Annotated in this window: 23 protein-coding genes and 2 riboswitches; of the genes, 20 read left to right on the top strand and 3 right to left on the bottom strand. The window is 38.6% G+C overall.

Annotated elements, in window-relative coordinates:
• The first annotated feature begins 19 nt into the window (after nt 1–19).
• Both QNH48_RS28295 and QNH48_RS28290 read left to right on the top strand, forming a co-directional pair.
• Complete coding sequence (locus QNH48_RS28295) at nt 20–421, top strand: hypothetical protein (RefSeq protein ID WP_283952964.1); 402 nt, start codon at nt 20–22, stop codon at nt 419–421.
• Nucleotides 422–1,025: 604 nt separating this feature from the next.
• Nucleotides 1,026–1,187: a hypothetical protein gene (locus tag QNH48_RS28290; RefSeq protein ID WP_283952963.1), complete on the top strand. Its 162-nt coding sequence runs from the start codon at nt 1,026–1,028 to the stop codon at nt 1,185–1,187.
• A 142-nt stretch (nt 1,188–1,329) separates the two neighbouring features.
• On the opposite strand, the gene QNH48_RS28285 is transcribed toward QNH48_RS28290, so the two are convergent.
• Nucleotides 1,330–2,583 (bottom strand): homoserine dehydrogenase, encoded by a 1,254-nt coding sequence (locus QNH48_RS28285; RefSeq protein WP_283952962.1) that lies wholly within the window; start codon nt 2,581–2,583, stop codon nt 1,330–1,332.
• A 104-nt stretch (nt 2,584–2,687) separates the two neighbouring features.
• Nucleotides 2,688–2,797: riboswitch (SAM riboswitch) on the bottom strand.
• 310 nt (nt 2,798–3,107) lie between these two features.
• On the opposite strand from QNH48_RS28285, the gene QNH48_RS28280 reads away from it, so the two are divergent.
• The 4 genes from QNH48_RS28280 (at nt 3,108) to thiC (ending at nt 7,419) form a co-directional block, all read left to right on the top strand.
• A complete protein-coding gene (locus tag QNH48_RS28280; protein WP_283952961.1) occupies nt 3,108–3,533 on the top strand; it encodes a hypothetical protein in 426 nt (141 codons plus the stop codon).
• Between the two features lie 102 nt (nt 3,534–3,635).
• Nucleotides 3,636–3,995 (top strand): VOC family protein, encoded by a 360-nt coding sequence (locus QNH48_RS28275; protein ID WP_283952960.1) that lies wholly within the window; start codon nt 3,636–3,638, stop codon nt 3,993–3,995.
• 448 nt (nt 3,996–4,443) lie between these two features.
• Complete coding sequence (locus QNH48_RS28270) at nt 4,444–5,211, top strand: SurA N-terminal domain-containing protein (protein WP_283952959.1); 768 nt, start codon at nt 4,444–4,446, stop codon at nt 5,209–5,211.
• Between the two features lie 189 nt (nt 5,212–5,400).
• Nucleotides 5,401–5,512: riboswitch (TPP riboswitch) on the top strand.
• Between the two features lie 131 nt (nt 5,513–5,643).
• A complete protein-coding gene (thiC, locus tag QNH48_RS28265) occupies nt 5,644–7,419 on the top strand; it encodes a phosphomethylpyrimidine synthase ThiC (protein WP_283952958.1) in 1,776 nt (591 codons plus the stop codon).
• Between the two features lie 312 nt (nt 7,420–7,731).
• Here the strand turns inward: thiC and QNH48_RS28260 are convergent, their stop codons facing one another.
• Together QNH48_RS28260 and QNH48_RS28255 are read right to left on the bottom strand one after the other, a co-directional pair.
• Nucleotides 7,732–8,253: a thiamine phosphate synthase gene (locus QNH48_RS28260; protein ID WP_283952957.1), complete on the bottom strand. Its 522-nt coding sequence runs from the start codon at nt 8,251–8,253 to the stop codon at nt 7,732–7,734.
• Nucleotides 8,254–8,588: 335 nt separating this feature from the next.
• Nucleotides 8,589–9,071: a PepSY domain-containing protein gene (locus QNH48_RS28255; protein WP_283952956.1), complete on the bottom strand. Its 483-nt coding sequence runs from the start codon at nt 9,069–9,071 to the stop codon at nt 8,589–8,591.
• Nucleotides 9,072–9,376: 305 nt separating this feature from the next.
• On the opposite strand from QNH48_RS28255, the gene yidA reads away from it, so the two are divergent.
• The 14 genes from yidA (at nt 9,377) to QNH48_RS28185 (ending at nt 24,190) form a co-directional block, all read left to right on the top strand.
• Entirely contained in the window at nt 9,377–10,186 is an 810-nt protein-coding gene (gene yidA, locus QNH48_RS28250) for a sugar-phosphatase (protein WP_283952955.1), read from the top strand.
• Nucleotides 10,187–10,337: 151 nt separating this feature from the next.
• On the top strand, nt 10,338–10,706 hold the full coding sequence (locus tag QNH48_RS28245; RefSeq protein ID WP_206021560.1) for a VOC family protein: 369 nt from the start codon (nt 10,338–10,340) through the stop codon (nt 10,704–10,706).
• Nucleotides 10,707–10,946: 240 nt separating this feature from the next.
• A complete protein-coding gene (locus QNH48_RS28240; protein ID WP_283952954.1) occupies nt 10,947–12,035 on the top strand; it encodes an endospore germination permease in 1,089 nt (362 codons plus the stop codon).
• Nucleotides 12,032–13,444, top strand: coding sequence for a spore germination protein (locus QNH48_RS28235; RefSeq protein WP_283952953.1), 1,413 nt, complete (start codon nt 12,032–12,034; stop codon nt 13,442–13,444). The genes QNH48_RS28240 and QNH48_RS28235 overlap by 4 nt, the downstream gene beginning before the upstream one ends.
• Nucleotides 13,445–14,605, top strand: coding sequence for a Ger(x)C family spore germination protein (locus tag QNH48_RS28230; protein ID WP_283952952.1), 1,161 nt, complete (start codon nt 13,445–13,447; stop codon nt 14,603–14,605).
• 443 nt (nt 14,606–15,048) lie between these two features.
• Nucleotides 15,049–19,644 (top strand): type VII secretion protein EssC, encoded by a 4,596-nt coding sequence (essC, locus tag QNH48_RS28225; RefSeq protein ID WP_283952951.1) that lies wholly within the window; start codon nt 15,049–15,051, stop codon nt 19,642–19,644.
• Nucleotides 19,625–19,888 (top strand): methyltransferase, encoded by a 264-nt coding sequence (locus QNH48_RS28220; RefSeq protein ID WP_283952950.1) that lies wholly within the window; start codon nt 19,625–19,627, stop codon nt 19,886–19,888. Before essC ends, QNH48_RS28220 begins: the two co-directional genes overlap by 20 nt.
• Before the next feature lie 28 nt (nt 19,889–19,916).
• Nucleotides 19,917–20,219: a WXG100 family type VII secretion target gene (locus QNH48_RS28215; RefSeq protein ID WP_133370061.1), complete on the top strand. Its 303-nt coding sequence runs from the start codon at nt 19,917–19,919 to the stop codon at nt 20,217–20,219.
• Nucleotides 20,220–20,244: 25 nt separating this feature from the next.
• Nucleotides 20,245–20,550: a WXG100 family type VII secretion target gene (locus QNH48_RS28210; protein WP_283952949.1), complete on the top strand. Its 306-nt coding sequence runs from the start codon at nt 20,245–20,247 to the stop codon at nt 20,548–20,550.
• Between the two features lie 159 nt (nt 20,551–20,709).
• The gene (locus tag QNH48_RS28205) at nt 20,710–21,459 is read left to right on the top strand and encodes a hypothetical protein (protein WP_283952948.1); all 750 of its coding nucleotides are present in this window, start codon (nt 20,710–20,712) and stop codon (nt 21,457–21,459) included.
• A gap of 2 nt (nt 21,460–21,461) precedes the next feature.
• Nucleotides 21,462–23,051 carry an Mbeg1-like protein gene (locus QNH48_RS28200; RefSeq protein ID WP_283952947.1) on the top strand — a complete coding sequence of 530 codons (1,590 nt, stop codon included), beginning with the start codon at nt 21,462–21,464 and terminating at the stop codon, nt 23,049–23,051.
• Between the two features lie 12 nt (nt 23,052–23,063).
• Nucleotides 23,064–23,279, top strand: a complete 216-nt coding sequence (locus QNH48_RS28195) for a hypothetical protein (protein ID WP_133370057.1) — start codon at nt 23,064–23,066, stop codon at nt 23,277–23,279.
• Nucleotides 23,280–23,548: 269 nt separating this feature from the next.
• On the top strand, nt 23,549–23,854 hold the full coding sequence (locus QNH48_RS28190; protein ID WP_283952946.1) for a WXG100 family type VII secretion target: 306 nt from the start codon (nt 23,549–23,551) through the stop codon (nt 23,852–23,854).
• Between the two features lie 30 nt (nt 23,855–23,884).
• On the top strand, nt 23,885–24,190 hold the full coding sequence (locus tag QNH48_RS28185; protein WP_283952945.1) for a WXG100 family type VII secretion target: 306 nt from the start codon (nt 23,885–23,887) through the stop codon (nt 24,188–24,190).
• Nucleotides 24,191–24,203: the final 13 nt, after the last annotated feature.

Here is a 24,203-nt window from a genome sequence, read left to right as displayed (position 1 = left end):
AGCAATAGGGGGGATATAGTTGAAGAAAAACATTTTAATAGCTGTACTCTGTTTAGGGGTAATCGTGGTAATTTACTTTTTTGCATCCACTCCTACTAGTCCAATTATTCCTACTACATCGTTGGAAAAAAGCATCTGTGAAAGAATATCAGCACAATTTGGTGATTGTAAACAAATTCTTCTGTATGATTCTAAATCAAATTTAGTTTTCGCTGAGAATAGCTCGGGAATCATTCCTGTGTTGACCAATAAAGGTTTTACTGATTTTAAAAAGTTTATTTATCCCGAAATGGATTTCCAGAGTTCAGCGAGGAGAAAGTGGAGAGAGGACCAATTGACTGGCGAACGAATAATAAGGTATCAAAGGATTTTTCCATTATCTACGGATTTGCCGAAGACGATGCAAAGACCATTGTTATAAATAGTGAAGGAAATATACAGCCAAACCGATTTTTTGTCAGGGACAACTTGTGGGTTTGGTATATCACTTTTCAGAAAGATAAAGTTACATTGCCAGTTAAGGTAACCGTTTATGATGCAGATGGACAGATTATTAAATGAACAAGGTGAACAGAGTTTTATCTAAATTTCGGAGCCTGTGGTCACTACCCAAGTTTTGTCGAAGAATGATAGGTTGTTAGTTAGGTAAAGCGTGTTAGAATAGAGTGGCAGCTGAATATTGTTGGGGTGGCCGAGTTGTCAATCTTCTTTTCTTTCATTAGGGAAGGAGGTGATAATACTGGAAACTTTTCTTGATATCTTACGAGAAATTCTAAAGGGAATTGTGCGTGAAATTAGTGCATATTTCTTTCGGAAAAACGTACTAGAAAACAGGAAAACCACCCCGCGCCGTAGGAAGCAAAAGGGTGGTTCTCACAAATAATCCACTTTAACAACCACCACCCTGACGGTAGGGGCTGCATGGAGAAGTGTTTGCAACAACACTTCTCTTTTTTATTATATGTCCATTATACACAAAAAAACCCTTATTTAAAAGTTAATCCTAAGCTCAAACTCATTCCAATGTGTTAGATGTAGTAGGCGCAATCAATATTTTGGATAAGTCTGTAAATAAACAGTTTACTAAAAATCGTGAACTACCAAAAATAGAAGATACAAAGTATCGCCGAGTCCTTTTAACGCCCATTGTTTCCCACACAAATGGAGTTGAAAGGGCAGTGGCGTAGTGCCTATGATTGGGCTGCGGTATGCGGTAATACCACATATCGTAATGAACTGGAGAAGGTATAAGACCTGGATGCTCTAGCTGAAGAGCAACTTTGATGAAGGTTTAAAAAAGAATCCCCTAGATTTATCTATGGGGAGAAGTCAATTCACTTTCTCCGGCTGGATTAATAGAGTACTTGTGCTATGATTATAGATTTTAACCTCATATTTGTTTATGAGTAAAGGGTGTTCATAGTGTGTCAGATCACCTTTAAAAAGAATGTAAGCTTTCTTTAAGATAGAGCTTTGATCTGTTTTAATAATGTCGCCTTGAGCATGTAGTTGTGAAATTATTTCTTTTTGTAGGTTGGTGGATTGATAGAATAATAAATAAACTTTTTGAGTTACTGCTTCATTTTCGTATGTGTTCTTTGTAATTCTTGAATATTGATAATTTTTGTTTTCCTTTGTCAGATAGATTGATAATAAGTCTTCAATAACCGCACTTGCTGTAGCTTCTGCTCCAGCGCCTGCTCCTTGTAAAGTCAAGTATCCAAGCAAATCTGTCTTTATTCGAAGGGCATTATCAACATTTTCTACTCCGTGTAAAGGATGATCCTTGTCAACAAATACAGGCTTTACTTCTACATTCAAATGACTGTCAATAAGTACTAAATGCTTAAGACGAAGTCCAAGTTGATCTGCCAATAAGATTTCCTCATGCGAAATACCTTTTATTCCTTGTACGGTCACTTGTTCCCAAGCAGGTTGTTCTCCAAAGACCCACTCGCTTAATACCATCGCTTTATAAAATGCATCTAAGCCTTCAATATCATTCGTTGGATCAGGTTCTGCATATCCTTTCTGCTGCGCAAGTTCAAGAGATTTTGGAAAGGAATCACCTGTTGTTCTCATATGACTTAAAATGAAATTTGTTGTTCCATTTAAAATAGCTTCTACACTCTCAATTTGATTTCCACCGAGCAGCTCTTTAATGGTTCTTAAAACAGGAATTCCACCGCCAACACTTGCTTCGTAAATAAATCGCACCCCGTTCGTGTGAGCTATTTCCATTATTTCTTTTCCATGACTTGCAATTAATTCTTTATTTGCTGAGATGACATGACAGCCATTCTGAAGCGCTTGTTTTATATAGGATAAAGCAGGTTCAATTCCGCCCATAGCCTCTATAACTACATCTGGATTACCCTTTTCTACAATCTCATCGAAGCTTGTCGTAATCATAACATTTTCATCAATGGAGCGAGGCTTTTCTTTATTTTTAATTAAGATACCTATGATTTCAAATGATTTCCCCGCTAGTGAAGATAATCGTTCCTCTCGATTCATTAATGCGGTATAAGTCCCATACCCTACTGTACCTAATCCTAATAATGCCACTCTAATTATTGTCATGGTTGACTCCTTTCAAAAATAAAGAAATGTAAGTCTTTAAGAAAAGTGGAAAAATAAAAGCCGCTCTATCACTGAGATAGAGCGGCTCCATAAAAAAATTCCGTCACTTATCTCTCAAAGTAAAATACTTTGAAGGACTTAGCACCTTTTCAAACATTTGTTTGAAGGTTGCCGGGCTTCACAGGGCCTTTCCCTCTGCCACTCTTGATAAGACTTATTAAATTAATACAAATATTATCAGGGTAAACAGTCAGAGTCAACTTAATTTTATGAAAATTTTAAATCATACTTAACCTCCTACAAATTAATATGTAATTTCACTAACTCCTTTTAATTGGAAATTACATGTGTATTACATTCAAATTAAAAATTACATATAAACTTTCTTAATATTCTTAATTTTGCTAGTCTATTAATAGAAGCTATTTTGAAATAATGGAATAAATAATCACTTGGATTCTACAAATTTTGATATTTTTTAAATAGGTTTAGGTTTCAATTATCGGTAAAAGGGGGATTCGTAAATGGCGATTTGGATTATTGTTATTGCGCTATTGATCGTATTATTGATCATGCTGGAGGAGGGAGGACATTATATTTTGAATCAATATGTATTCGGATCGAAAAATGGAAAACAACTAAAATTGAAGATAAGTATGATGACCAGATTCACTTTTTTTAAGAAAAAACTACAAACTGTAATGAATGAAACTAATAAAGAAAAAAGGTCATTTAGTAAACTTGTAAGTTTAAGCAGGGACCTCAAAAAAATTTTATCAGGATTTATCGTAAAGGTCCTAATTAAGCCGGTGCGAATGATAAGAAGAGGCTATTTCTTAAGGGGAGTCAAGACTACGAAAAAAGATGATGTGATAAGGATCATCAACAAATATTTGAAGAGCTTTTCAATTACGAGGGTCATAAAAAAATCAAACAATAACAGGCTTTGAATTTAAGAAATACTAATTAATTTGTCTTTAAAGAAAGTTCGTGCGAATACGATATGCATTAGCTTATTCAATAAATTATTTTAAAAAAAGAGGTGAAGCGTTATGGAATTAATGAAATTACGTCCATTTATTCCATCAGGAGAAGATTATCCCCTTGCACAGCGTTTTTTTGAAGATCTAGGTTTTGAAAAAGTATATTCCGACAGCGGATTAAGTATCTTTCGGTTGGGGGAACAAGAATTTTTCCTGCAAAACTTTCACAACGAGGAATTTCAGAGTAATTATATGGTTGAATTGCTTGTCGCTGATCTTGATGCTTGGTGGACGCATATCCAGAAAAATATTCGTGATAAACGCTATCCTATAAAGTTTAAAGAACCAACACTCTATCCTTGGGGAAAACGTGAGATCCATTTAATTGATCCTGCTGGTGTCTGCTGGCATATCGCAGAATCAAGATAAATCTTTATTGAATTATTTACTTTTAATCAGCACTTGTCCATTCACATTTATTATGAACGCATAAGTTATATTACCCACCATAGCACCATCCACAACCCCTTCCATAAGGGTGTACCTCCTAAAGAACGTTTGCATGTATTGCAGACGTTTTTTGCATTATTATGGCGACTGTTGAGTTTGACCAAAATATCCGTGGCGCCAGGAGAATATGCTTCCAAAAAACAGATTCTAGAAGCTGTTGGACGAAGAAACAAAGGAAAATAAGACTATAAGAAAGGAGAATAAGACTATATGAAAGGTAGATTATGAACTCCATAGGTAAAAGGATCGTATATGAAAGAAGTGGACCCTTTTAGGTTTCTTTTTATGTATATGTCTTATATAATGACCACTAGATTATCTTTTTGAATCGGGAATCGAATTTTTAGGCCACGAAAGGAGAGGGATCATGAAGAAAATTATCTATACTCTTATTACAGGAATCATGGCTGTCACTTTAACAGCTTGTGGTTCAAATGATGAAGGTAAACCATCCAATAATAGTAAAGAGCAAACTGAAACTGCTCAAACTCAGCCACAAGATCAAGAGAAACAGATGAAAGAAATGCAGAAGAAGCTAGATAAGCAAAAAATAGAGGAGAAGCAAACCGTTGCTATCATCAATGATGAAGAGGTTTCAGGCAGTGACTATAATATGGTATTATCTTCTCTACAAATGCAGATGCAACAAATGGGACAAGATCCTACTTCTGATGAAGCAGCAAAACAAATGAAAGAACAAACCATCGATAACTTAGTGGGACAAATGTTGATTCTTCAAGAAGCTAATAAAAAAGGGTATCAAGCATCAGATGACGAAGTTGAAAAACAAATAGCCGAAATGAAAGAATCGTATAAAGATGATAACAAATTTGAAGATGCTATGAAACAAGCTGGTTTGGATATGACGACACTAAAGAATAAAACAGCTGAGAATATTCAATATATGAAGTACATGGAGAAAGAAATTCCAGTAGGAGAAGTAACGGATGAAGAAATTCAAGCTTATTATGATCAAGCAGTCCAGCAAGGAAGTTCCGATGGTCAAGAACTTCCAAAGCTTGAAGAAGTAAAACCGCAAATCAAGCAACAACTTGAACAACAAAAACAACAAGAACAACTCACTAAAAAAGTAGAAGAGCTTAAGAAAAAAGCTGAAGTTGACATTAAAATCTAAATTCCTGTGCCTGTGGTCACTCCCCGTTTTTTGTCGAAGATTGATAGGCTTTTAGATAGGTAGAAAATGATAGTCTTTTTCATACTTTATCCCTTTACCTCTCGCAAGTCATTTCGAATAAGGGAAATGTCCTTCCATAATTTAGATACATGTGGTAATCTTTACAAGAAAGCTGAATATAGTGTTTTAGTAGTCTACTAGGGGTGTCCAATGGCTTGGACTGAGAGAAGAAGGCAAATTTCTTCGACCCTTTGAACCTGATCTGGGTGATACCAGCGTAGGGAAGTAGTGTCAAAGTTATGCACTTCAATGTGCAGGTTTTGACTACTTTTTTATGGCAGTTCCAGGTTCTGAATTTCATTCAGGGCCTTTTTTATTGTCTAAAACTACGTTGTAACTCTTCATCCGGCACACAAAAAAGGAGGAAGTTACATGCAAAAGCAAGAGGAAATGAAAATGGATTTAAAATCACAGTTTACAGGAAGTAAAAAGGTATATGTACAAGGATCTAGGCTAGATATTCAGGTGCCAATGCGAGAAATTTGCTTAGGTTCTACAGTTAGTACCTTTGGTCAGGAAGAAAATGAACCTGTACGAGTGTACGACACAAGTGGTCCTTATACGGACTCAACATACACCGTTGATATTAGAAAAGGATTGCCTGCAGTCCGTAAGACTTGGATAGAAGACCGTAAAGATATAGAAAGATATGAGGGTAGAGATATTAAGCCAGAGGATAATGGCTTAAGTGCTGAAGATCCACGTGCAAACATAGAATGTTTCCCGAATGTTAACAAAAGCCCATTACGTGCAAAAAAAGGCCGCAATGTAACACAAATGCACTATGCGAGAAAGGGTATGATCACTCAGGAGATGGAGTATATTGCCATACGTGAGAATATGGATCCTTCTTTTGTACGAGATGAAGTGGCAAAAGGGAGAGCTATTATCCCAGCAAATATAAATCATCCAGAATGTGAGCCAATGATTATCGGGCGGAATTTCCATGTGAAAATAAATGCAAATATCGGGAATTCTGCAGTAACCTCTTCTATTGAGAAGGAGATTGAAAAAATGACATGGGCAACTCGTTGGGGTGCTGATACGATAATGGATTTATCTACAGGGAAAAATATTCATACGACAAGGGAATGGATTATTAGAAATTCACCAGTACCAGTTGGAACAGTGCCAATTTATCAAGCGCTTGAAAAGGTAAATGGGGTAGCAGAGGACTTAACTTGGGATGTGTACCGCGATACATTAATTGAGCAAGCAGAACAAGGTGTTGATTACTTTACGATTCACGCAGGGGTATTATTACGCTATATTCCAATGACCGCAAAGCGTACTACAGGTATTGTCTCACGTGGTGGCTCTATTCTTGCTCAATGGTGCTTAGCTCACCACAAGGAAAACTTCTTGTATACACACTTTGAAGAAATATGTGAGATTTTAAAAGAGTATGATATATCTGTCTCTCTTGGGGACGGCCTAAGACCTGGGTCAATTGCGGATGCAAATGACGAAGCGCAGTTTGCTGAGCTTGAAACATTAGGGGAATTAACAGATATTGCTTGGAAGCATGATGTGCAAGTAATGATTGAAGGCCCAGGACATGTTCCTATGCAAATGATAAAAGAAAATGTTGATAAGCAAATGGAAATTTGTAAAGAAGCACCATTTTATACATTAGGTCCATTAACGACAGACATTGCCCCTGGGTACGATCATATTACATCGGCAATTGGTGCAGCCATGATTGGTTGGTTCGGTACAGCTATGCTGTGTTACGTAACGCCGAAAGAGCATCTGGGATTACCAAACAAGGATGATGTGCGTGAAGGGGTTATTACCTATAAAATTGCTGCACATGCTGCTGATTTAGCAAAGGGTCATCCTGGGGCGCAGATCCGTGATAATGCCTTATCGAAGGCACGCTTTGAATTCCGTTGGAACGACCAATTTAATTTATCACTTGATCCAGAAAGGGCACGAGAGTACCACGATGAGACACTTCCAGCTGAAGGAGCTAAAACAGCACATTTCTGTTCGATGTGCGGTCCGAAGTTTTGCTCAATGAGAATTTCCCATGACATTCGAAATATGGCTAATGAAAAGGGTGATTCCGAGGAACGTTTAATTGATGAAGGTATGAAGGAAAAAGCAAAGGAATTTGTAAAGGATGGATCCAAAATCTATCGATAAATGTACCTGGGGGACGGTTCTGATGGCTTTTTTCTCTTTGGGATTCTTCGTAAATAAGATTTCTATTCTTCCACTAGATCCAATTTAATCGGGTATTAGGGTTTCCAAAGAAAGCACTTGAATTCAAGTGCTTTCTTTTTTCTGCGGATTAGGTGCTTTGATACAATTCAACCTCTTTTTTATATGAATTTCTTCTTCAACAAACCTGTCAGCTTAACAAGCAACTTTAATAGTGTTTTGTTTCTGGCATTTTTACATCTGTTATTACATTAATTAATGCTTCTTTTTTCCACACGTAAAAACTTCAATAATTCAAATGCTAAAGTGCTTTGCCAGTTCAACGGGATGAGGACTGGTCATTGCTTCAGACATAATACAAAAACCCGCCGCACCTGCTGCTCGTATTTCTTTAACGTGAGTTCTTTTGATTCCGCCAATGGCATATACCGGAATACTGACCGAATCGCATACATCTTTCAGGAAGGAGAGTCCTCTCGGAGGTACTCCCTTTTTACTATCTGTTGAATAAATATGACCTGCAATTAAACGGTCAGCCCCTAAGGATACAGCCTCTTTTGCTTCCTTTACTGAATGGACAGATGCACCAATCACGCTAAATGAACACAAATCACGTTGATATTTTCTTAAATTCGACATGGATAAATGAATATTGGCTAGTCCTAGTTCAGCTGCTGCATAAATATTTTGATTGATGATAAACGGGACATCATGATACTGACAAATTTCGTTCATTTGAAAGGCTAAAGCTTTAAATTCATGAAGCCCTAAGAGATTTGGGGTGTCCATGTCCAGGGGGACGGTTCTTGTGGTCATCGTTATAACTAAAGGCCAGGAGAACCGTCCCGAATGAACACATGATGAAAATTGTTGAGACCTAGCGGACAATAAAATACCCATTCCTCGACAAAAAATTTCCTAGAAAATATTCAAAAATCATCTATTAAAAGGGATAAGGTAATTTTAATCAATCGTTTGATTTGATTATTTTATTAAGGAATTGGTCGAAATAACGATTATTACGTCTGGAAACAGGTTTACTTAAATCCTCCTGAAAGGTGAGTTTCCCCTTGGTGTGTAGGAGAGTAGGTTTTGTATATAAGAAAATCTCCCGGTTTTTCACCTAAGAGATTTTTATCATTTAATAGCACTTAGAGAACAGCATCACGGTCATCATCATCGTCAAACTCAACTCTCGTTACATCACCTGTTTGGGCATCAACCCGAACGTCTGCTTCACCACGATTAGTCTGAATTTCAAAATCAAATTCGAGTTTGCCATGTTCCCATTCTTTTTCAACTTCAGTGATTTTTCCACTAACTTTGTTAAGTGCTATTTTTGCTGCCTCCTCAACGGATAAAGTTGAACCGTTGGTCGGCTGATTAGAAGAATTGTTGCTATCATCATCTGTCTCTACTTTATATAAAGTTTTACCATGCTCGGTTTCTAACTCAATCTCTTGTCCTGCGAAAATGGCAGATAAGTTTTTTAGATCCACCGTATTAGAAGTATTTTTGTCATCTGAATGAATAGAATCATCTGGCTGAGTACCGCTTTTTGAAGCTCCCACGGCCGCTGCACCGCCAAAAATCAATAATGCTGATAAACCACCAATAACTATCTTCTTTTTCATTTCCATTTCCTCCTTGTTTCTGATTTTTTCTATACTTTCACTATATCCAGCGAATATGAGAATAATAGGATAGAATCATTAGAAATTAATGAGAGAGTTTTTATTTAATTTAATATCCGTGCCTGTTATTCCCCGAGTTTTTTCGAAGATTGAGGTTTGTAATAGGTAAAACGTATTGAATGGTTTTGCAGTGAGTATTGTGGAAATGGGTGGTAATCATTCTTGAAATAGCCTGGATTATTAAATGTCCTTCTTGTAGTATAGGAATAGGCTTTACTGACAACCAAGATTTAGGAGGACATAATTTGTATAAATTAGTGGCAATTGATATTGATGGAACGCTGATGAATGATCGAAAGGAAATTACAAAGGAAGTAAATGACGCCATTCAAGCTGCTAAAGCTAAAGGAGTGAAGGTGGTCATTTGTACGGGGAGGCCAATTGTTGGTGTCCAATCGATTATTGAGGAATTGAAATTAAATGATGAAGAGGACTTTGTGATTACCTTTAATGGTGCTCTTGTGCAAAATACATACTCTAAGGATGTAGAATCCCAAATTACCTTAGCATACGAAAACTTAGAAGAACTACACGAATTAAGCCTAAAGCTCAATTCACCGCTCCATTTCTTTGATACAGAAAATCTATATACACCTAATCGAGAGATAAGCCAGTACACTATTCATGAAGCCCATATCAATCAAATTCCTCTCCATTACCTGCCGATTGATGAAGTGCCAAAGGACATGCTTATTCCAAAGGTAATGTTTATTGATGAACCGGAACGTTTGAACACGATCATAGCAAACATCCCTGAATCATTCTGGGATAAATATACGTTCGTTAAAAGTACTCCGTTCTTCTTGGAAATCCTTGACCCTAGTGTCAGCAAAGGAAATGCAGTAAGACTACTTGCCGAAAAACTTTCGATTAAACAGGAAGAAGTCATCTGCATCGGGGATGGCGAGAATGACCTTAGTATGGTTGAGTATGCTGGCTGTGGAGTGGCAATGGGCAATGCCGTATCTGTTGTAAAAGAAGTAGCTCAGTTCCATACATTATCCAATAATGAAAATGGAGTAGCTTATGCGATTGAAAAATTAGTATTGGGGTGACCGTGGGGACGGTTCTGCTGGTTTTTTTCCTCTTCGGGTTCCTTAGCAAATAAGAATTTCCAGGTGTGGCAGCGGTTATCATTTGGCAGTTAATTGGGGGAGAACCGTAGGAACCGTCCCTATGGCACTTTTACTTTAGGAGGAATGTATTATGAAAATGGAACATGTGGGGATTATGGTTAATGACATGGACGAGTCTTTAGCGTTCTATCAAAACATTCTCGGTTTAGAGTTAAGAAATAGAGAGTGGTTAAATGACACGATTGAGCTTGCCTTTTTGTTTTTTCCAGAGCAGCCGAGTGTAGAGGTTGAACTTGTCTACGGAGGCCCGGTTGAAAACGAAGGAATCGTGAACCACTTGGCCTTTACTGTTGAAAACATTGAAGCTGAGCTCGTACGCTTTAAAGAAGCAGGCGTCAAATTAATAGATGAAGAACCTCGAAGCATTTTAAATGGTACAGTAAAAATCGCCTTTTTCCAAGGTCCGAATGGTGAGAAGCTAGAACTAGTAGAAAGATAAGTGAATAGAGCAATAGGCGAACAAAAAAGAGGGGTATTTTCAATCACTAAACTGAGTAAGTGAGTGGTTCGCCGCTCTCTTTTTTTTGTGCTTTTTTGATCTGAGTGAAGTCCGTGGAGTCCGTGGGGACGGTTCTTGTGGACCAGATTAAACAAAAAAAGCCAGAAGAACCGTCCCCATGTCCCCCATGCATAGGTTTTGCTCCTAAGATGAATAATATGGAAAAAAGGAACTGTATACATGCAGAATACGTTAAGATTTATTTCTATCGTGTACATCATTTTACTTTCTGTGGGCTTGTTTGCACATGTGGAGATTATTCCTTTTCTGTTAACGACAGCCAAAAGGGATTCTTGGATTAGTATCCTCGTAACGATTATCATCCTGCCTTTATGGATTTACGTTCTATACAAGATTGTCGCGATCGTAAACAAGCATTCCATTATTCAGCTATTAAAGGATCACGGGAGCAAGCTTAGTTATTACCTCCTGCTATTACCATTAGCCATTTATATGCTGATTGATGCTTTTGTGACGGCGCAGGATATCATTTATTGGTCACAATTGAGCTACATGCAAGGATTTAACAGTTTTACACTGGCTCTTGTCTTACTCATTTTCTGTTTGCTCTGTACGGAGTCTGGCTTGTTTTCCATTGGGCTCTTAAGCAGTATTCTCTGTCCCATCGTTCTATTCTTAGGATTTTTTATTTCATTTGCCAATATCAAGAAAAAGCATTATGAACTGTTATTCCCATTGTTTACGGATGGCTATTTACCAATGACGAAGGGGCTTCTCTATACTTCTTTACCCATCTTAGAGTTATTTATCATCATTTTTTTAACTCCGGTATTACAAAAGGCCGTTTCAAGAAAGCAATTATTCGTTGTTGGTTTGTTAATCATAGGGTTAACGCTAGGACCTACTATGGCAGCGATTGTTGAGTTTGGACCTGAGCAGGCTTCACATTATCGTTATCCCGCTTATGAAGAGTGGCGTTTAATTTCCATTGGACGATATTTTTCCCACGCGGATTTTTTTGCGATTTATCAATGGCTTTCAGGTGGAGTGATTAGAATCAGTTTATTTGTATTCATCGCATCCCGAATTCTTACCAAAGGAAGGGAGAATGTAAAAGTAGTAAGGATCCTATACGGTATCATTTTTATCGCTTGTATTTATCCATTTGATCAAAGCCCATTCTCTACTATTATCTATGGATATTTCAGACCTCTGTCGTTCTTTTTTTTAACCATCCAAATCTCAATCTTGGCGTTATATATCGGGAAGAATAAAAAGAAGTGGTCAGGAGGCAGGATTGAATCATGAATGAACATCTTTTCTCTTTTGAAAACCTGCAGAAGCTTTTCAACTATTCTTCTGATATCGAAATAAAAGAGGAACAATCTAAGGGGAAATCTTCCATTTTTGTCTATTGTAAACCCTTAAGTGATACGAGTCTGATTCCCTCGTTTGTATTGCCCTCTATGGAAACTTCCAGCTCCATTTATCAATCTTTACAGATGGAGGTTATGAGTAAAAAGGAAGTCGATGCTGAAAAAATAGAGGAAGCCATTTTTTCAGGGAAGCTAATGGTGGTATCACCTGGAGATAAGATTATTTTTTATGATATTAGTAAATCTCCCTCCAGACAGCCGGATGAGTCGGTGGCAGAGGTTTCCGTTCGTGGACCGAAGGATGGATTTGTTGAGGACATTACGACAAACCTTGGACTAATCCGCAAAAGGTTAAAGACGAAATCTTTAGTGGTAGAAGATTACACGATCGGCAAAAGAACGAATACAAGAATTTCTCTCCTTTATATAAAGGATATTATCAATAGTGAGATTCTAAGAGATATACAAGCACGTCTTACGGCTTTAGATATTGATATTCTAACAAGTTCCTCCATGCTGATGGAGCATATTTTGGATAATAAATTTACGCTTGTTCCCCTAATTGACTATACAGGCAGAGCTGATTTTGTCGCAGGGGCCATCAATCAAGGGAGGTTTGCGATTATTGTGGACGGGGCCCCGACAGCGTTGATTGCACCGATCGATCTGTCTTTTCTTTTTAAAACCCCTGAAGATGAAAATACGAGTTTTTATTATGCTTCTTTGGAAAGAACTCTGCGTATTATAGGTCTATTTACGACGACGTTTCTGCCTGGCTTTTATACGGCCTTAATCACACATAATGTAGGGCAATTGCCCCTTCCTCTCATTGCAACGATTACGGTTTCAAGATTAGGATTGCCATTTTCACCATTTATGGAGGTCTTACTCATGCTTGTCATGTTTGAGTTATTTAAAGAAGGTGGGGCACGCTTGCCAAAGGGAATAGGACAAACCGTTGCTGTTCTTGGCGGCTTGATCATAGGTGATGCAGCCATCCGTGGGGGGATCACATCACCCACCATGCTGGTAGTTATTGGGGTCACAGCCATTTCTAGCTTTACTCTTGTTAATCAGTCTCTATCAGGTAATATTTTTCTCTTACGAGTGTTCGTTCTCATCTTTAGTTACTTTATGGGGATTTATGGGTTTTTCATCAGCCTCATGTTCGTTTTTCTTTATTTAACAAGGTTGAGGTCCTTTGGGGTTCCTTTATTAGCAGATATCTCTTCGCCGAATGGTAGAGATATCCTCTATACTTTTCTCCGCATTCCTTTTTCTTTTATGAAAAAACGGACTGCAGCTTTACATAATAAAGATGGCACGAGATCAGGTGAATAAATGAGGAAATTTTTATACATGATCTGTATTCTTACTGTTTTAACGGGGTGTGTTAAAATTCCTGAGATTCAATCCCAGGCCTATGCAGTTGGGATTGGAATTGACTATGTGAATGATGAATATCACGTGGTACTCCAGTTCTTAGATTTTTCGAACGTTGCAAAAACCGATCAGGGAAAAAGTGACCAACCTAGCTCTGTTTGGCTTGGCGAAGGAAAAGGAAAAACGGTGGAAGATGCGATTATTAAGATCTACCATGGCATTCAAATTCCAGTAAATTACGATCAGCTAACTGTGTTTGTTTTTGGAAAGTCCGTATTAGAAAACAGATTAAGTAAAACGGTAGAGGCGTTAGATACGAATTTCAATATCCGTCTAACAGGCTGGGTTTACGGTACGGAGGAGCCGGTTGAAAAGATTTTCACCACGAAGGTTCCATTTAATTATGCCTACACCAACGCTAGGGTTGTTCAGCCAGAATACATGCAGCAGCAAGATTCCTCAATTCCAGCTTTGTCGCTGCAGGGACTTGTTTATCAATTACATGAACCATCCAAAACGATACTGGTGCCAAGTATATCCACGAATGATGCAATCATATTGAAGGATCAAGATAAATTGCCTGTGACTATTTTTAATGGTGCTTATCTTATGAAAGGGGAAAAATTGAAGGGTCACTTAACGGAAAAGGATCTTGAGGGTTTTATTCGAGTCAATAACAAATCAGTGCGGTCACCAGTCATTTTTAGTGAAAAAAGTGCAGGCGAGGAAGCATTTGTTCAAATCGAATTATTGAACCCAAAGATGAAAAGAAAGGTGAAGAAAGATCAAAATGGGATACAGATCGGGTTAGATATAAAAATCTCTGCCATTGTCAGAGAATCTAGCAAAGAGATTCTCTCCCCAAGCATCAAGAGACAGATTCAAGAAGAAATACGTAAAGAAGTATATGCTGCCTATTTAAAAAGTCAAAAAATCGGCGGGGATATTTATCAATTTGAGGACTATATGTACCGATTTATGCACGATGATTGGAAGTCGCTTCAAACCAGCAGGAAATTCCCCACCTTAAATAAAAAAGACATCCATGTGGACATTGCACCTTTAAAAAGCATAAATAAAATCAACGCTGGGATCGATACGCTGCTTAATAATAAGTGAGACAGGGGACAGGGGACAGGGGGACGGTTCTTGTGGTCATGTTTAAATGTAATTGCCAGGAGAACCGTCCCCCTGTCCCCCTTTAGACCTTTACCATATTAATGGTAGAGGTCTTTTGCTTCATTTGGATAAATCATATTGTAGGGCAAAGGAACTGAAATCAAGAATTGCTAAAAATTGGGTGGCATTTACCAGTGAAATTCACTATTATCAGTATGTAAAAGTTAAAATTTGTCTTGATTCCACTAGGTGTTGGTGATTTTTTTTACAATTGAATAAAAGGGGCACTTTTTTTTATAATTGTTATAAATTGGTATTCAAATGGATTTTTTATATGTCGAAGGTAGGATATTACTACCATGAGGTGACATTCTTTATACATAACAACACCGATTAGCTTCGAACATACGCAGTAAGGAGAAGTCAGCAAGGAGAAGTAATACATGATTGTAACGTTAATAAACAAAGCAAGTATCAATTCGATTACTCTTCCTGAGAAAATAAGAGGTCAGTATTGGATTTATGATTCTAATGACCGTTCCAAAAAGTTAATCGGGATTGAAGGAATCAATGGTGAATGGATTCTAAAGTCTAACAAAGATGTTAAGGTTATGAACCATTCAGGGAAACCCATTCGTAATACCGTGCTAAGTCCGTTAAGTATCTACAATTTGGATACGCAGGAACAGGATAATAAAACCATTGTGTTCATTGAACCAAGTACGGATGATCGCCAAACCTTCACGAAATATTTGGTAGACAAGGATACGGATATTACCATTGGAAGAACCGATAAGAACGATGTCATATTGAACAATCAATTTGTGTCGGCCTCACATGCAAAACTATCCTTTCGTAACGGAAAATGGAGTATTACTGACCTGAACAGTACGAACGGAACCTTTGTCGATGGCGATCGAGTGAAAAGCAGGGATTTAACGATTGGCGATATGATTTACATAATGGGCTACAAAATGATTGTGGGAAGCTTCTTCGTTGCATTAAATAACCCGGATCGAACCCTTTCGTTAAAAAGCAATTTCCTAAAACCATTTATTAATCAAAAAGCAGTGGCCCCAGACGACGAAGAGGAAGAATATGAAGCACCGGCAACGGACTATTTTTATCGCTCCCCTCGCTTTAAGAGAGATGTAGAAAAGGCTGTTATTAAAATTGATTCACCACCGCCTAATGCGATTGGGGAAGAGATGCCGTTGATGTTGGTGTTAGGTCCGTCTGTGACAATGGGGATGGCGTCGCTGGCGACTGCAACTTTTGCGGTCAATAATGCGATGGCTACTGGTGACTTTTCAAGAGCAATGCCTTCGATAGTCATGTCCGCGAGCATGCTTCTTGGAACGATACTATGGCCGATTTTGTCAAAAAAATATGATATGAGACGAAGGCGTAAAAAGGAAAAAGTCCGTCAAGAAAAATATAAAGAATATTTAGATAAAGTTACGATTTCCTTTAATGAGGAAGCTGAAAAGCAAGAAGAAATCCTGCGTGAAAACCATGTCCCGGTAACGGACCTTATTCAGCGAATTGATAAAGTTGACCGAAATCTATGGGAACGTGGACCTGGGCAAAATGATTTTCTGAAATTAAGGGTGGGTACAGGCAACGGTTTATTAGCTGCCGATATTTCGTATTCCGAAAAGAAGTTTTCGATTGACGATGACAATCTCGAAGAAGAATTGTACACCTTAGTGGAATCTCCGAAAATCTTAAAAAACATACCTATTACATTATCATTGTTTGAAAATTACATATCTGGTGTCATTGGAGATCGGAAACAAACGATTGAATTTGCAAAGGGCTTGATTTTTCAACTAGCAGCGCTGTATAGCTACGATGAAGTGAAAATGGTGTTTGTTTATGACCAAGAGGACGAAAAAGATTTCGGTTTTACCAAATGGCTGCCGCATGTTTGGAGTAATGATAATAAGTTCCGCTTCATTGCCACCAAAACAATAGAGGTAAAGGAAGTTTCGGCTTATCTTGAAAAAGAAATTGAAGCTCGTTCAAATGTTAGCGACATTAATATGGAAGATATCAAACCTTATTATATTATTTTTGCGATGAGTAAGCAGTTAGCGATCCGTGCTGAGATGCTAAAACAGGTGTATCTAAAGAAAAAGAATATCCATATCTCTGTCGTTACGTTTTACGATGAACTTAAGAATTTGCCGAAGGAATGTACGATGGTTGTGGATCTGAATGAGAATAGCGGTAAACTGTTTGATAAAAACGATATCACGGGTAAATCGATCTCATTTGTTCCAGACCAGCCCTTAACCGCTGATCCAACGGAATTGAGTGTGAAGTTAGCGAATGTACCGCTCGATACTTTGGCGAATTCTTTCAATCTACCGAAAATGGTCACGTTCCTAGAGTTATTTGGGGTGGGAAAAGTGGAACACCTAAATGCATTAACTCGCTGGAAGGACAATGATCCAACAAAATCATTAGAAGCAGCGGTGGGTGTGGATACATTAGGTGAAGTGTTTAAGCTGGATTTGCATGAAAAGTTTCATGGACCGCATGGATTGGTTGCAGGTATGACGGGTTCTGGTAAGTCTGAATTCATTATTGCCTATATCTTGTCACTCGCCGTCAACTATCATCCGAATGAAGTCGCGTTTATCTTGATTGACTATAAAGGCGGCGGTATGGCTAAATCCTTTGAAAACCTGCCGCACACGGCTGGTATTATCACCAACTTAGATGGGGCCGCGATTAAACGTTCGTTGATATCGATTGAAAGTGAATTGAAACGCAGGCAGGCTATTTTTGCCCAAGCCAGCAAACAGGTTGGCGAGAGCAATATCGATATTTACAACTATCAAAAGCTCTACCGTGAAGGTGTGGTAACTGAACCGCTTCAGCATTTGTTCATCATTTCCGATGAGTTTGCGGAATTAAAAACACAGCAGCCCGAATTTATGGCCCAGCTGGTCAGTGCGGCCCGTATCGGACGGAGCTTAGGTGTCCACTTGATTTTGGCTACACAAAAACCAAGTGGTGTGGTCGATGACCAGATCTGGAGTAACAGTAAATTTAGGGTAAGTTTGAAAGTGCAAGAACGAGCAGACAGTATGGATATGCTCAAACGTCCGGATGCTGCTGAACTTACCGATACTGGACGCTTTTATCTGCAGGTCGGCTATAACGAATTGTTTGAAATGGGTCAGTCTGCTTGGGCAGGAGCACCTTATTATCCTTCTGATAAAGTGGTTGTGGAAAAGGATAATAGTGTTGTGGTCATTGACCGTAATGGCCGCCCGATGAAAGAGGCGAAAATCGATAAGAAGAAAAACCTGTTTGCCAATCCGAAAAAGCAAATGGATGTTATCACCGATTATTTAAGTACGATTGCACAGGAAGAACAGATTAAAATACGTCCATTATGGCTTGAGCCCATTCCAGCTATGATTCTATTAAATGATATAAAAGGAAAATATACGCTAGCCAATGAGAATTCCTTTGTGCTGAATCCGGTAATCGGTGAGTACGATGATCCGGCAAGACAACAGCAATGCTTGCTGCGCCTGCCGCTTACGGAAGAAGGAAATACCATTGTTTATGGTGTAGCGGGAAGCGGAAAAACCACTTTCTTAAATACAATGGTCTACTCGCTCATACAGGAGCACACACCAGATGAAGTCAATATCTACTTATTGGACTTCGCCTCTGAAACATTACGTGCTTTTGCCAAAGCACCGCATATCGGAGATGTCATTCTTTCCTATGAGAGTGAGAAGATTAGTAATTTGTTTAAAATGCTTCAAAGTGAATTGGAAAATAGGAAGAAATTATTTGCGGATTATGGTGGTGACCATGCTTCTTATATTCGTGCAACAGGAGAGAAACTGCCATCGATTGTGGTTGCGGTCAATAACTTTGCTGCTTTTACTGAAATGTACGAGGAAAAAGAAACAGCGGTATCCTTCCTGTCACGTGAAGGAACCAAGTATGGTATTTATTTTGTTTTAACGGCTCTTGGGACCAATGCTGTAAGGTTCCGCTTGCTGCAGAACTTTAAGCAAATGCTTGTCCTGCAATTAAATGATGAAACCGATTATGCTGGCATTGTTGGTAAAACAGATGGATTGTTCCCTTCAAGATATAAAGGCAGAGGTCTTGTGAAGAGAGACGCCATTTACGAGTTCCAGGTTGCTCAGATCACAGAGGAATCTGTACCATTCCCGTTTATTCAAAAAGAAAGTGCGAAACTCCAGACCTCATGGAAAGGGAATACAGCAAGGAAGATTCCAATTTTACCCGATCAAGTGGATATGGAGTTTTTATCACAATATGTTGTTTCTCAGGGAAGTCTTTCTATCCCAATTGGCGTTGAAAAGAACTCGCTAAATGTTCATTATTATCCATTTGGAAAATCGTATATCCATATGATTTTATCTTCATCCACAGAACATTTAGGTTTTACCCATGATTTATCTATACTCATGGCAGATACTTGTGGTTTTGATGTGACGGTGATTGATGGACAGCAAAGTTTTATTCATAAAGATAATCGTACGATTGCTTATTATTCTACCGTTAAAGACTTTGAAAATACGGTGAATGCACTGTTTGAATTGGTGCTTTATCGTAATAACACTCACAAAGAGGCGATTGAAAAGGGTGTTGAAGCGGAACATTTTGATCAAAAAGTGATCATTATTAATTCCGTTGCCGCTTTGAAAAACGCTTTGTCAAAAGAAGGAGCAGAGAAACTTGGCCTCATTCTTGAAAAGGGAGATGCCAAGTACAACATTACCATCATATTTGCCGAGCAATCTAAGAATCTATCAGGAATCACCTTTGATAAATGGTATAAGCAGCATATGAATCCTGGTGATGGTATTTGGGTGGGCGCTGGAATTACCGACCAATTTAACCTAAAGGCTACAAAACCAACTTCTGAAATGCGAGAAGACATGACTGCTGGATTTGGCTTCTCTTTACAAAAAGGGAAGAGTGTAAAGGTAAAGCTATTAAACTCAGTAAAGGAGAATGATGACAACGATGAATAAAGCACTTGTTGAAATCTTCCTTCCTGCTGCAGACCAAAGCTTTGATGTTTACATACCATTAGAAAGTCAAATGAGCGAGGTACTGCTATTAGTATCTTCTTTGCTAAGCGATATATCAGATGGAAAATACAAAGCCAATGGCAATGCAGTGCTATGTGATGCAACCACTGGAATTATTTACAATATTAACATGGCAGTTGCAGAACTGGGGATACAAAACGGTTCTAAGCTCATGTTGATATAGATTATTAAGATAGAGAGGAGAATGAAAAATGGGAAAAGTAATTAAAGTAACACCTCAAGAACTAGAAACGGCTTCTAAAAAAATGGCAGAGTTATCCGAAACGTACACAGGTATCTATACCCAACTGATGCAGGCAGCACAAACAATGGGGTCAGCTTGGGAGGGAGAAGATAACCTTGCCTTTGTTGATCAAATCAATGGATTTAACGATGATTTAAAAAGTATGGCAGATAAACTCCTAACCGCTAGTCAAGCGCTTGAGACACAAAGAGCCAATTATGCACAAATGCAAGATAGTAATACAGCTCAAGTAAGAAGATTAACAAACTAATTGAATTAAAAAAGGAGTGAGGGAAATGGCTGGACAAATTAGAGTAAGTACGGCACAAGTTGGCGATATTGCAAAAACAATCGAAGGGTTGAACATAAGACTTGCAGAAGAGTTAAAAACAAGTCAGAAAACAATCCAAAATTTATCGAATACATGGGATGGGGAAGCAGCCCAAGCAACCATTGCTTCTTTTGATGAGTTTGCGGCAAAGTTTTTCCAAAACTATCAAGATATTCTTAATAGCTATGTAACATTTCTAAGAACAAACGTAGAACAAGGTTACTTCGAAACAGAAACAGCTAATATTAGTTTAGCTGACGCATTTAAATAAGGTATCAACGCTTGCGCTAAAGGCGATGGAGTCCCATCGTCTTTAGCAGCATTTAAAAATGAAAATAACTTCGTAACGGGTTTATATAGGTTGACTGTTTTCGCAACAATTGCTGTTAAAATCGTAAAACCGATTTTAACGTGGAAAGGCGTTGTATTCATGAGAAAAGTAAAAATTGCAGCATTGTCATTGTTAATCATTATTTCTTTATTGGGAGTGAGTGGATGTATGAACTTCATGTCTAACAGTCCGGATCGGGCGGATATTGCTAAAAAACTCTTGAAGGAAAAGTATAATGAGGATTTTAGCATTTATACGTCTGGTGAAGGATATGGAACCTTGACCGGTAACACATTTAAAATAGTAGCTTCGCCGGAAGGAAATGAAGAGTTAAAGTTTGAGGCAAAGGTCGAAAAGGAAGGTAAGTGGATGATTGATGAATACGTTGAGGCACTGGTCGAAAATGAAATCAAGCAGACGGCAAGTGACAAAATACGTGAACTAACGGACGACTTTTTCATCAAAGTATATGTCGGTTTTGCCGATACTGATTATACAGATAAAAGTAAGGTTTCATTAGAAGAATTTTCTAAAAAATATACGAATGTTCCCATTGTTCTTACCTTGCTGTTGGATAAAAACGCCATGGCCACCATTGACGCAGAGAAGGAATACCAAGTGTTGCAGGACCTATTTGCTGAAAAACTCCCAATAAATGCTGCGCTTGAAATCTACTATACGGACGGAGATACGCTCAAAAAGTCCGAGGAATATTTTAAGAAAAATGCCGAGACTTATGATGATTTTGATCAAATGCTAGAAGGGTTCAAGGAAAATGGTTTCGGTGTCAAGGAAGGACAGATAAATATTCCTTTAGATCAATTTATTGAGCAAAGACAGGTGCAGTAACCATGCCACATTCAGATCAAGATCTTTTTGTCGCCTCGCAGCTTGCTTATTATGAAATCAGTGATAAGGATATTTCCTATTTGACAAAGCAAGGAATCGAACCTACCCTGGCCAATATTCTGAAATACAAACCCGAAGTGAAGGCAACCCTGGAAGCGAACCTGGCTACTGCAGAGTCTTCTATTGATAAAACCAGAGCTCAAGGAGATTTGGATTTATACAATCAATTCGTCTCGCCCAATTCGGAATACAGTACGTGGAAGGTTGTTGATGTCAATGATGACAACAATCAATCCGGGTTTTATGGTTTGGTAGTTGAAACGAGTCCGAATAATGCCATTGTTGGATTTAGAGGCAGTGAATCTCATGGCAATCAGTTTGAAAAAGACTGGATAAATACCGATTTTAAAATGATTAATGAGGGTGTCGGTGTCGAGCAGCAGAGGATTGCTGCACAGTATATGGCCGAAATAAATTCTAAATACTCATATGATACTTATGCCACCGCAGGACACTCACTCGGAGGGAACTTATCTTTCTATGCGGCGATAACAGCACCGCCGGAAATGAGAGCGAAAATCCTCCAGGCATTAAATGGCGATGGTCCAGGGTTTGCTGAGGAATTTCTAACTAATCCTCTTTTTGCAGAAGGAATTCGGGATATGTCTGGGAAAATGAATCATTATCAGTGGTCATTAGTAGGTGCGATTTTAAATCCTGTTCCCGGTTCCCATTACATGTCACTGAAAACAAAAGATAATGTTTATGGAGACTATGGGTTGGGCGCCTTAACAGCCAAACATAGTATGACGTATGTTGAGTATGACGAACATGGCCGTGTCATTAGAGGGGAAATGGATCGTTTTGCCGAAAGCATTGGCAGATTCACACGGGAACTGGATGAACTGCCAGCTGGAGTAGCAAACTCATTTATTCATGCGGTGGAAGGCTTCATGTCTCTTCCTGATGGTCAAAAGAAACTATTGGCCGGGGCTTTCATTGCACATGTTGCAATTTTTCTTGCCACACACCCTACTGTCTTGATTGCGACAGTGCTTATCGGGGCAACGCTTGCTGTCATCTATTGGATCAATCCAGAGTTTTTTGGCGAAGTGTTAATCCCGTTTATCCTTGACGCCCTTTCATTTACGGCAGATATGGTGCAAAAGCTGATCGATGGAGTCACGACTGTTATTGCTGCGGTGCTTGAGGCTGCTAATATGGCGAAAGAGTTCATCAATCAAGTTATCGCCAAAGTCGTGGAAGTGTTCACAGAATTTACTTCGTGGGCGAGAAAGCTTTTCAACCCAGGTTATCGATATGCGAGCAGCCATCCGTTCATCAAGATCGATACTCAAAGACTTCGAGAATATTCTCAGCGCCTAAGCACAGTCAATACAAGATTGAACCATCTTGACCGGAGAATGGACGCCCTTTACTCCAAGGTAGGGCTGTTGGATTTATGGAGTTTGATGCAGGCAGATTTGATGACAGGGGAAAGCTGGAGAATTAATCGTTGTATCTCGTATTTAGAAGAAACATTAGAAGACTTTGAATCTGCTGAACGGAAGATTATCAATAAGCTGGGATAGGGGGGAGTGTCCATGAGTGCCAATGGGCAGCATGATCTTTATTACATTAAACAAGAGCTTCAAGATATCATAAACGAGATTGAAAGTATTGCAGCGGGAATCGATCGGAGCTTTGAAGGAATTGGAAATGAAAAATGTGCCGCCAAACTGAATCAGATTGCGGACCACTATAGGGGAGTTAAAAGAAAACTAAGTAATATTGATACTTCCAAAGTGAAAGAAGCGTAATGGTTGATTTTTGTGTTGGTATGAAAAAATAGGCGGAGAATTTCCGTCTAATGTATAAAGTGGAAGCCTAAGAAGCAGATATAAACGGAGATATTCCGGTTAACTGCTCAAAATAAGACAAAATCCAACGATTTGAATCAAATAAGCGGAAAAACTCCGCTTATTTGTAAGGTTTTATAAGGTTTTCCCAAAATAACCGGAATTCCTCCGCTTATTTTTCAAACAGAGTAAAGTAAACATTCAATATTCGACCGAAGGAAGGGATTAAAATGGCGGATATAATAAAAGTAGATACCGGGCGTGTGGCGGCGGCTGCCAAAAATATTGCTAACTATAATAATAGAATCAGAGATGATTTTTCACCTGTGGAGTCGGCAATGAGAGCGTTAAATAGTGCCTGGGACAGTACGGCTGCTGAGCAAGCGATGGATTCCTTCTATAAAATAAAAAATACGTTTCATGAACCAAGATATACAGTGATGGATAATTATGTGAAATTCCTGCAGCAGCAGGTGGATCCCGGTTACACACAGACAGAAACAGTGAACACATTTTTGGCGGATTTGTTTAAATAAAAATCAGCCATTTTCAAAGGGGGATGTCTTATGGGTCAGTTTATAAAAGTGAACCATAGTCAGTTTGAGAATGCAGCAGATGCCATTGATACCTACCTATCAAGTCAGAAAAGAAACATGGCAGCCGCGGAGAGAGAAGTACAGAACCTTGGAGCAACCTGGCAGGGGACGGATTCAAAACAGTTCCAGCTCCAGTGGAATCAGGTGGAAGACAATGAATCTACTTCAAAGAATATGTCAAAGGCATTAGAGAATTATGCGAACTTTTTGAGATTTGCAGCCAGCCAATACAAGGAAGCTCAATCGAAAGCGGTAAATAGAGCAAATTGGTTATAAGAGTAGAATTTGG

This window comes from Neobacillus sp. YX16 (genome assembly GCF_030123505.1).
GTDB lineage: Bacteria > Bacillota > Bacilli > Bacillales > Cytobacillaceae > Neobacillus.
This window is presented reverse-complemented; position numbering and strand designations above follow the sequence as displayed.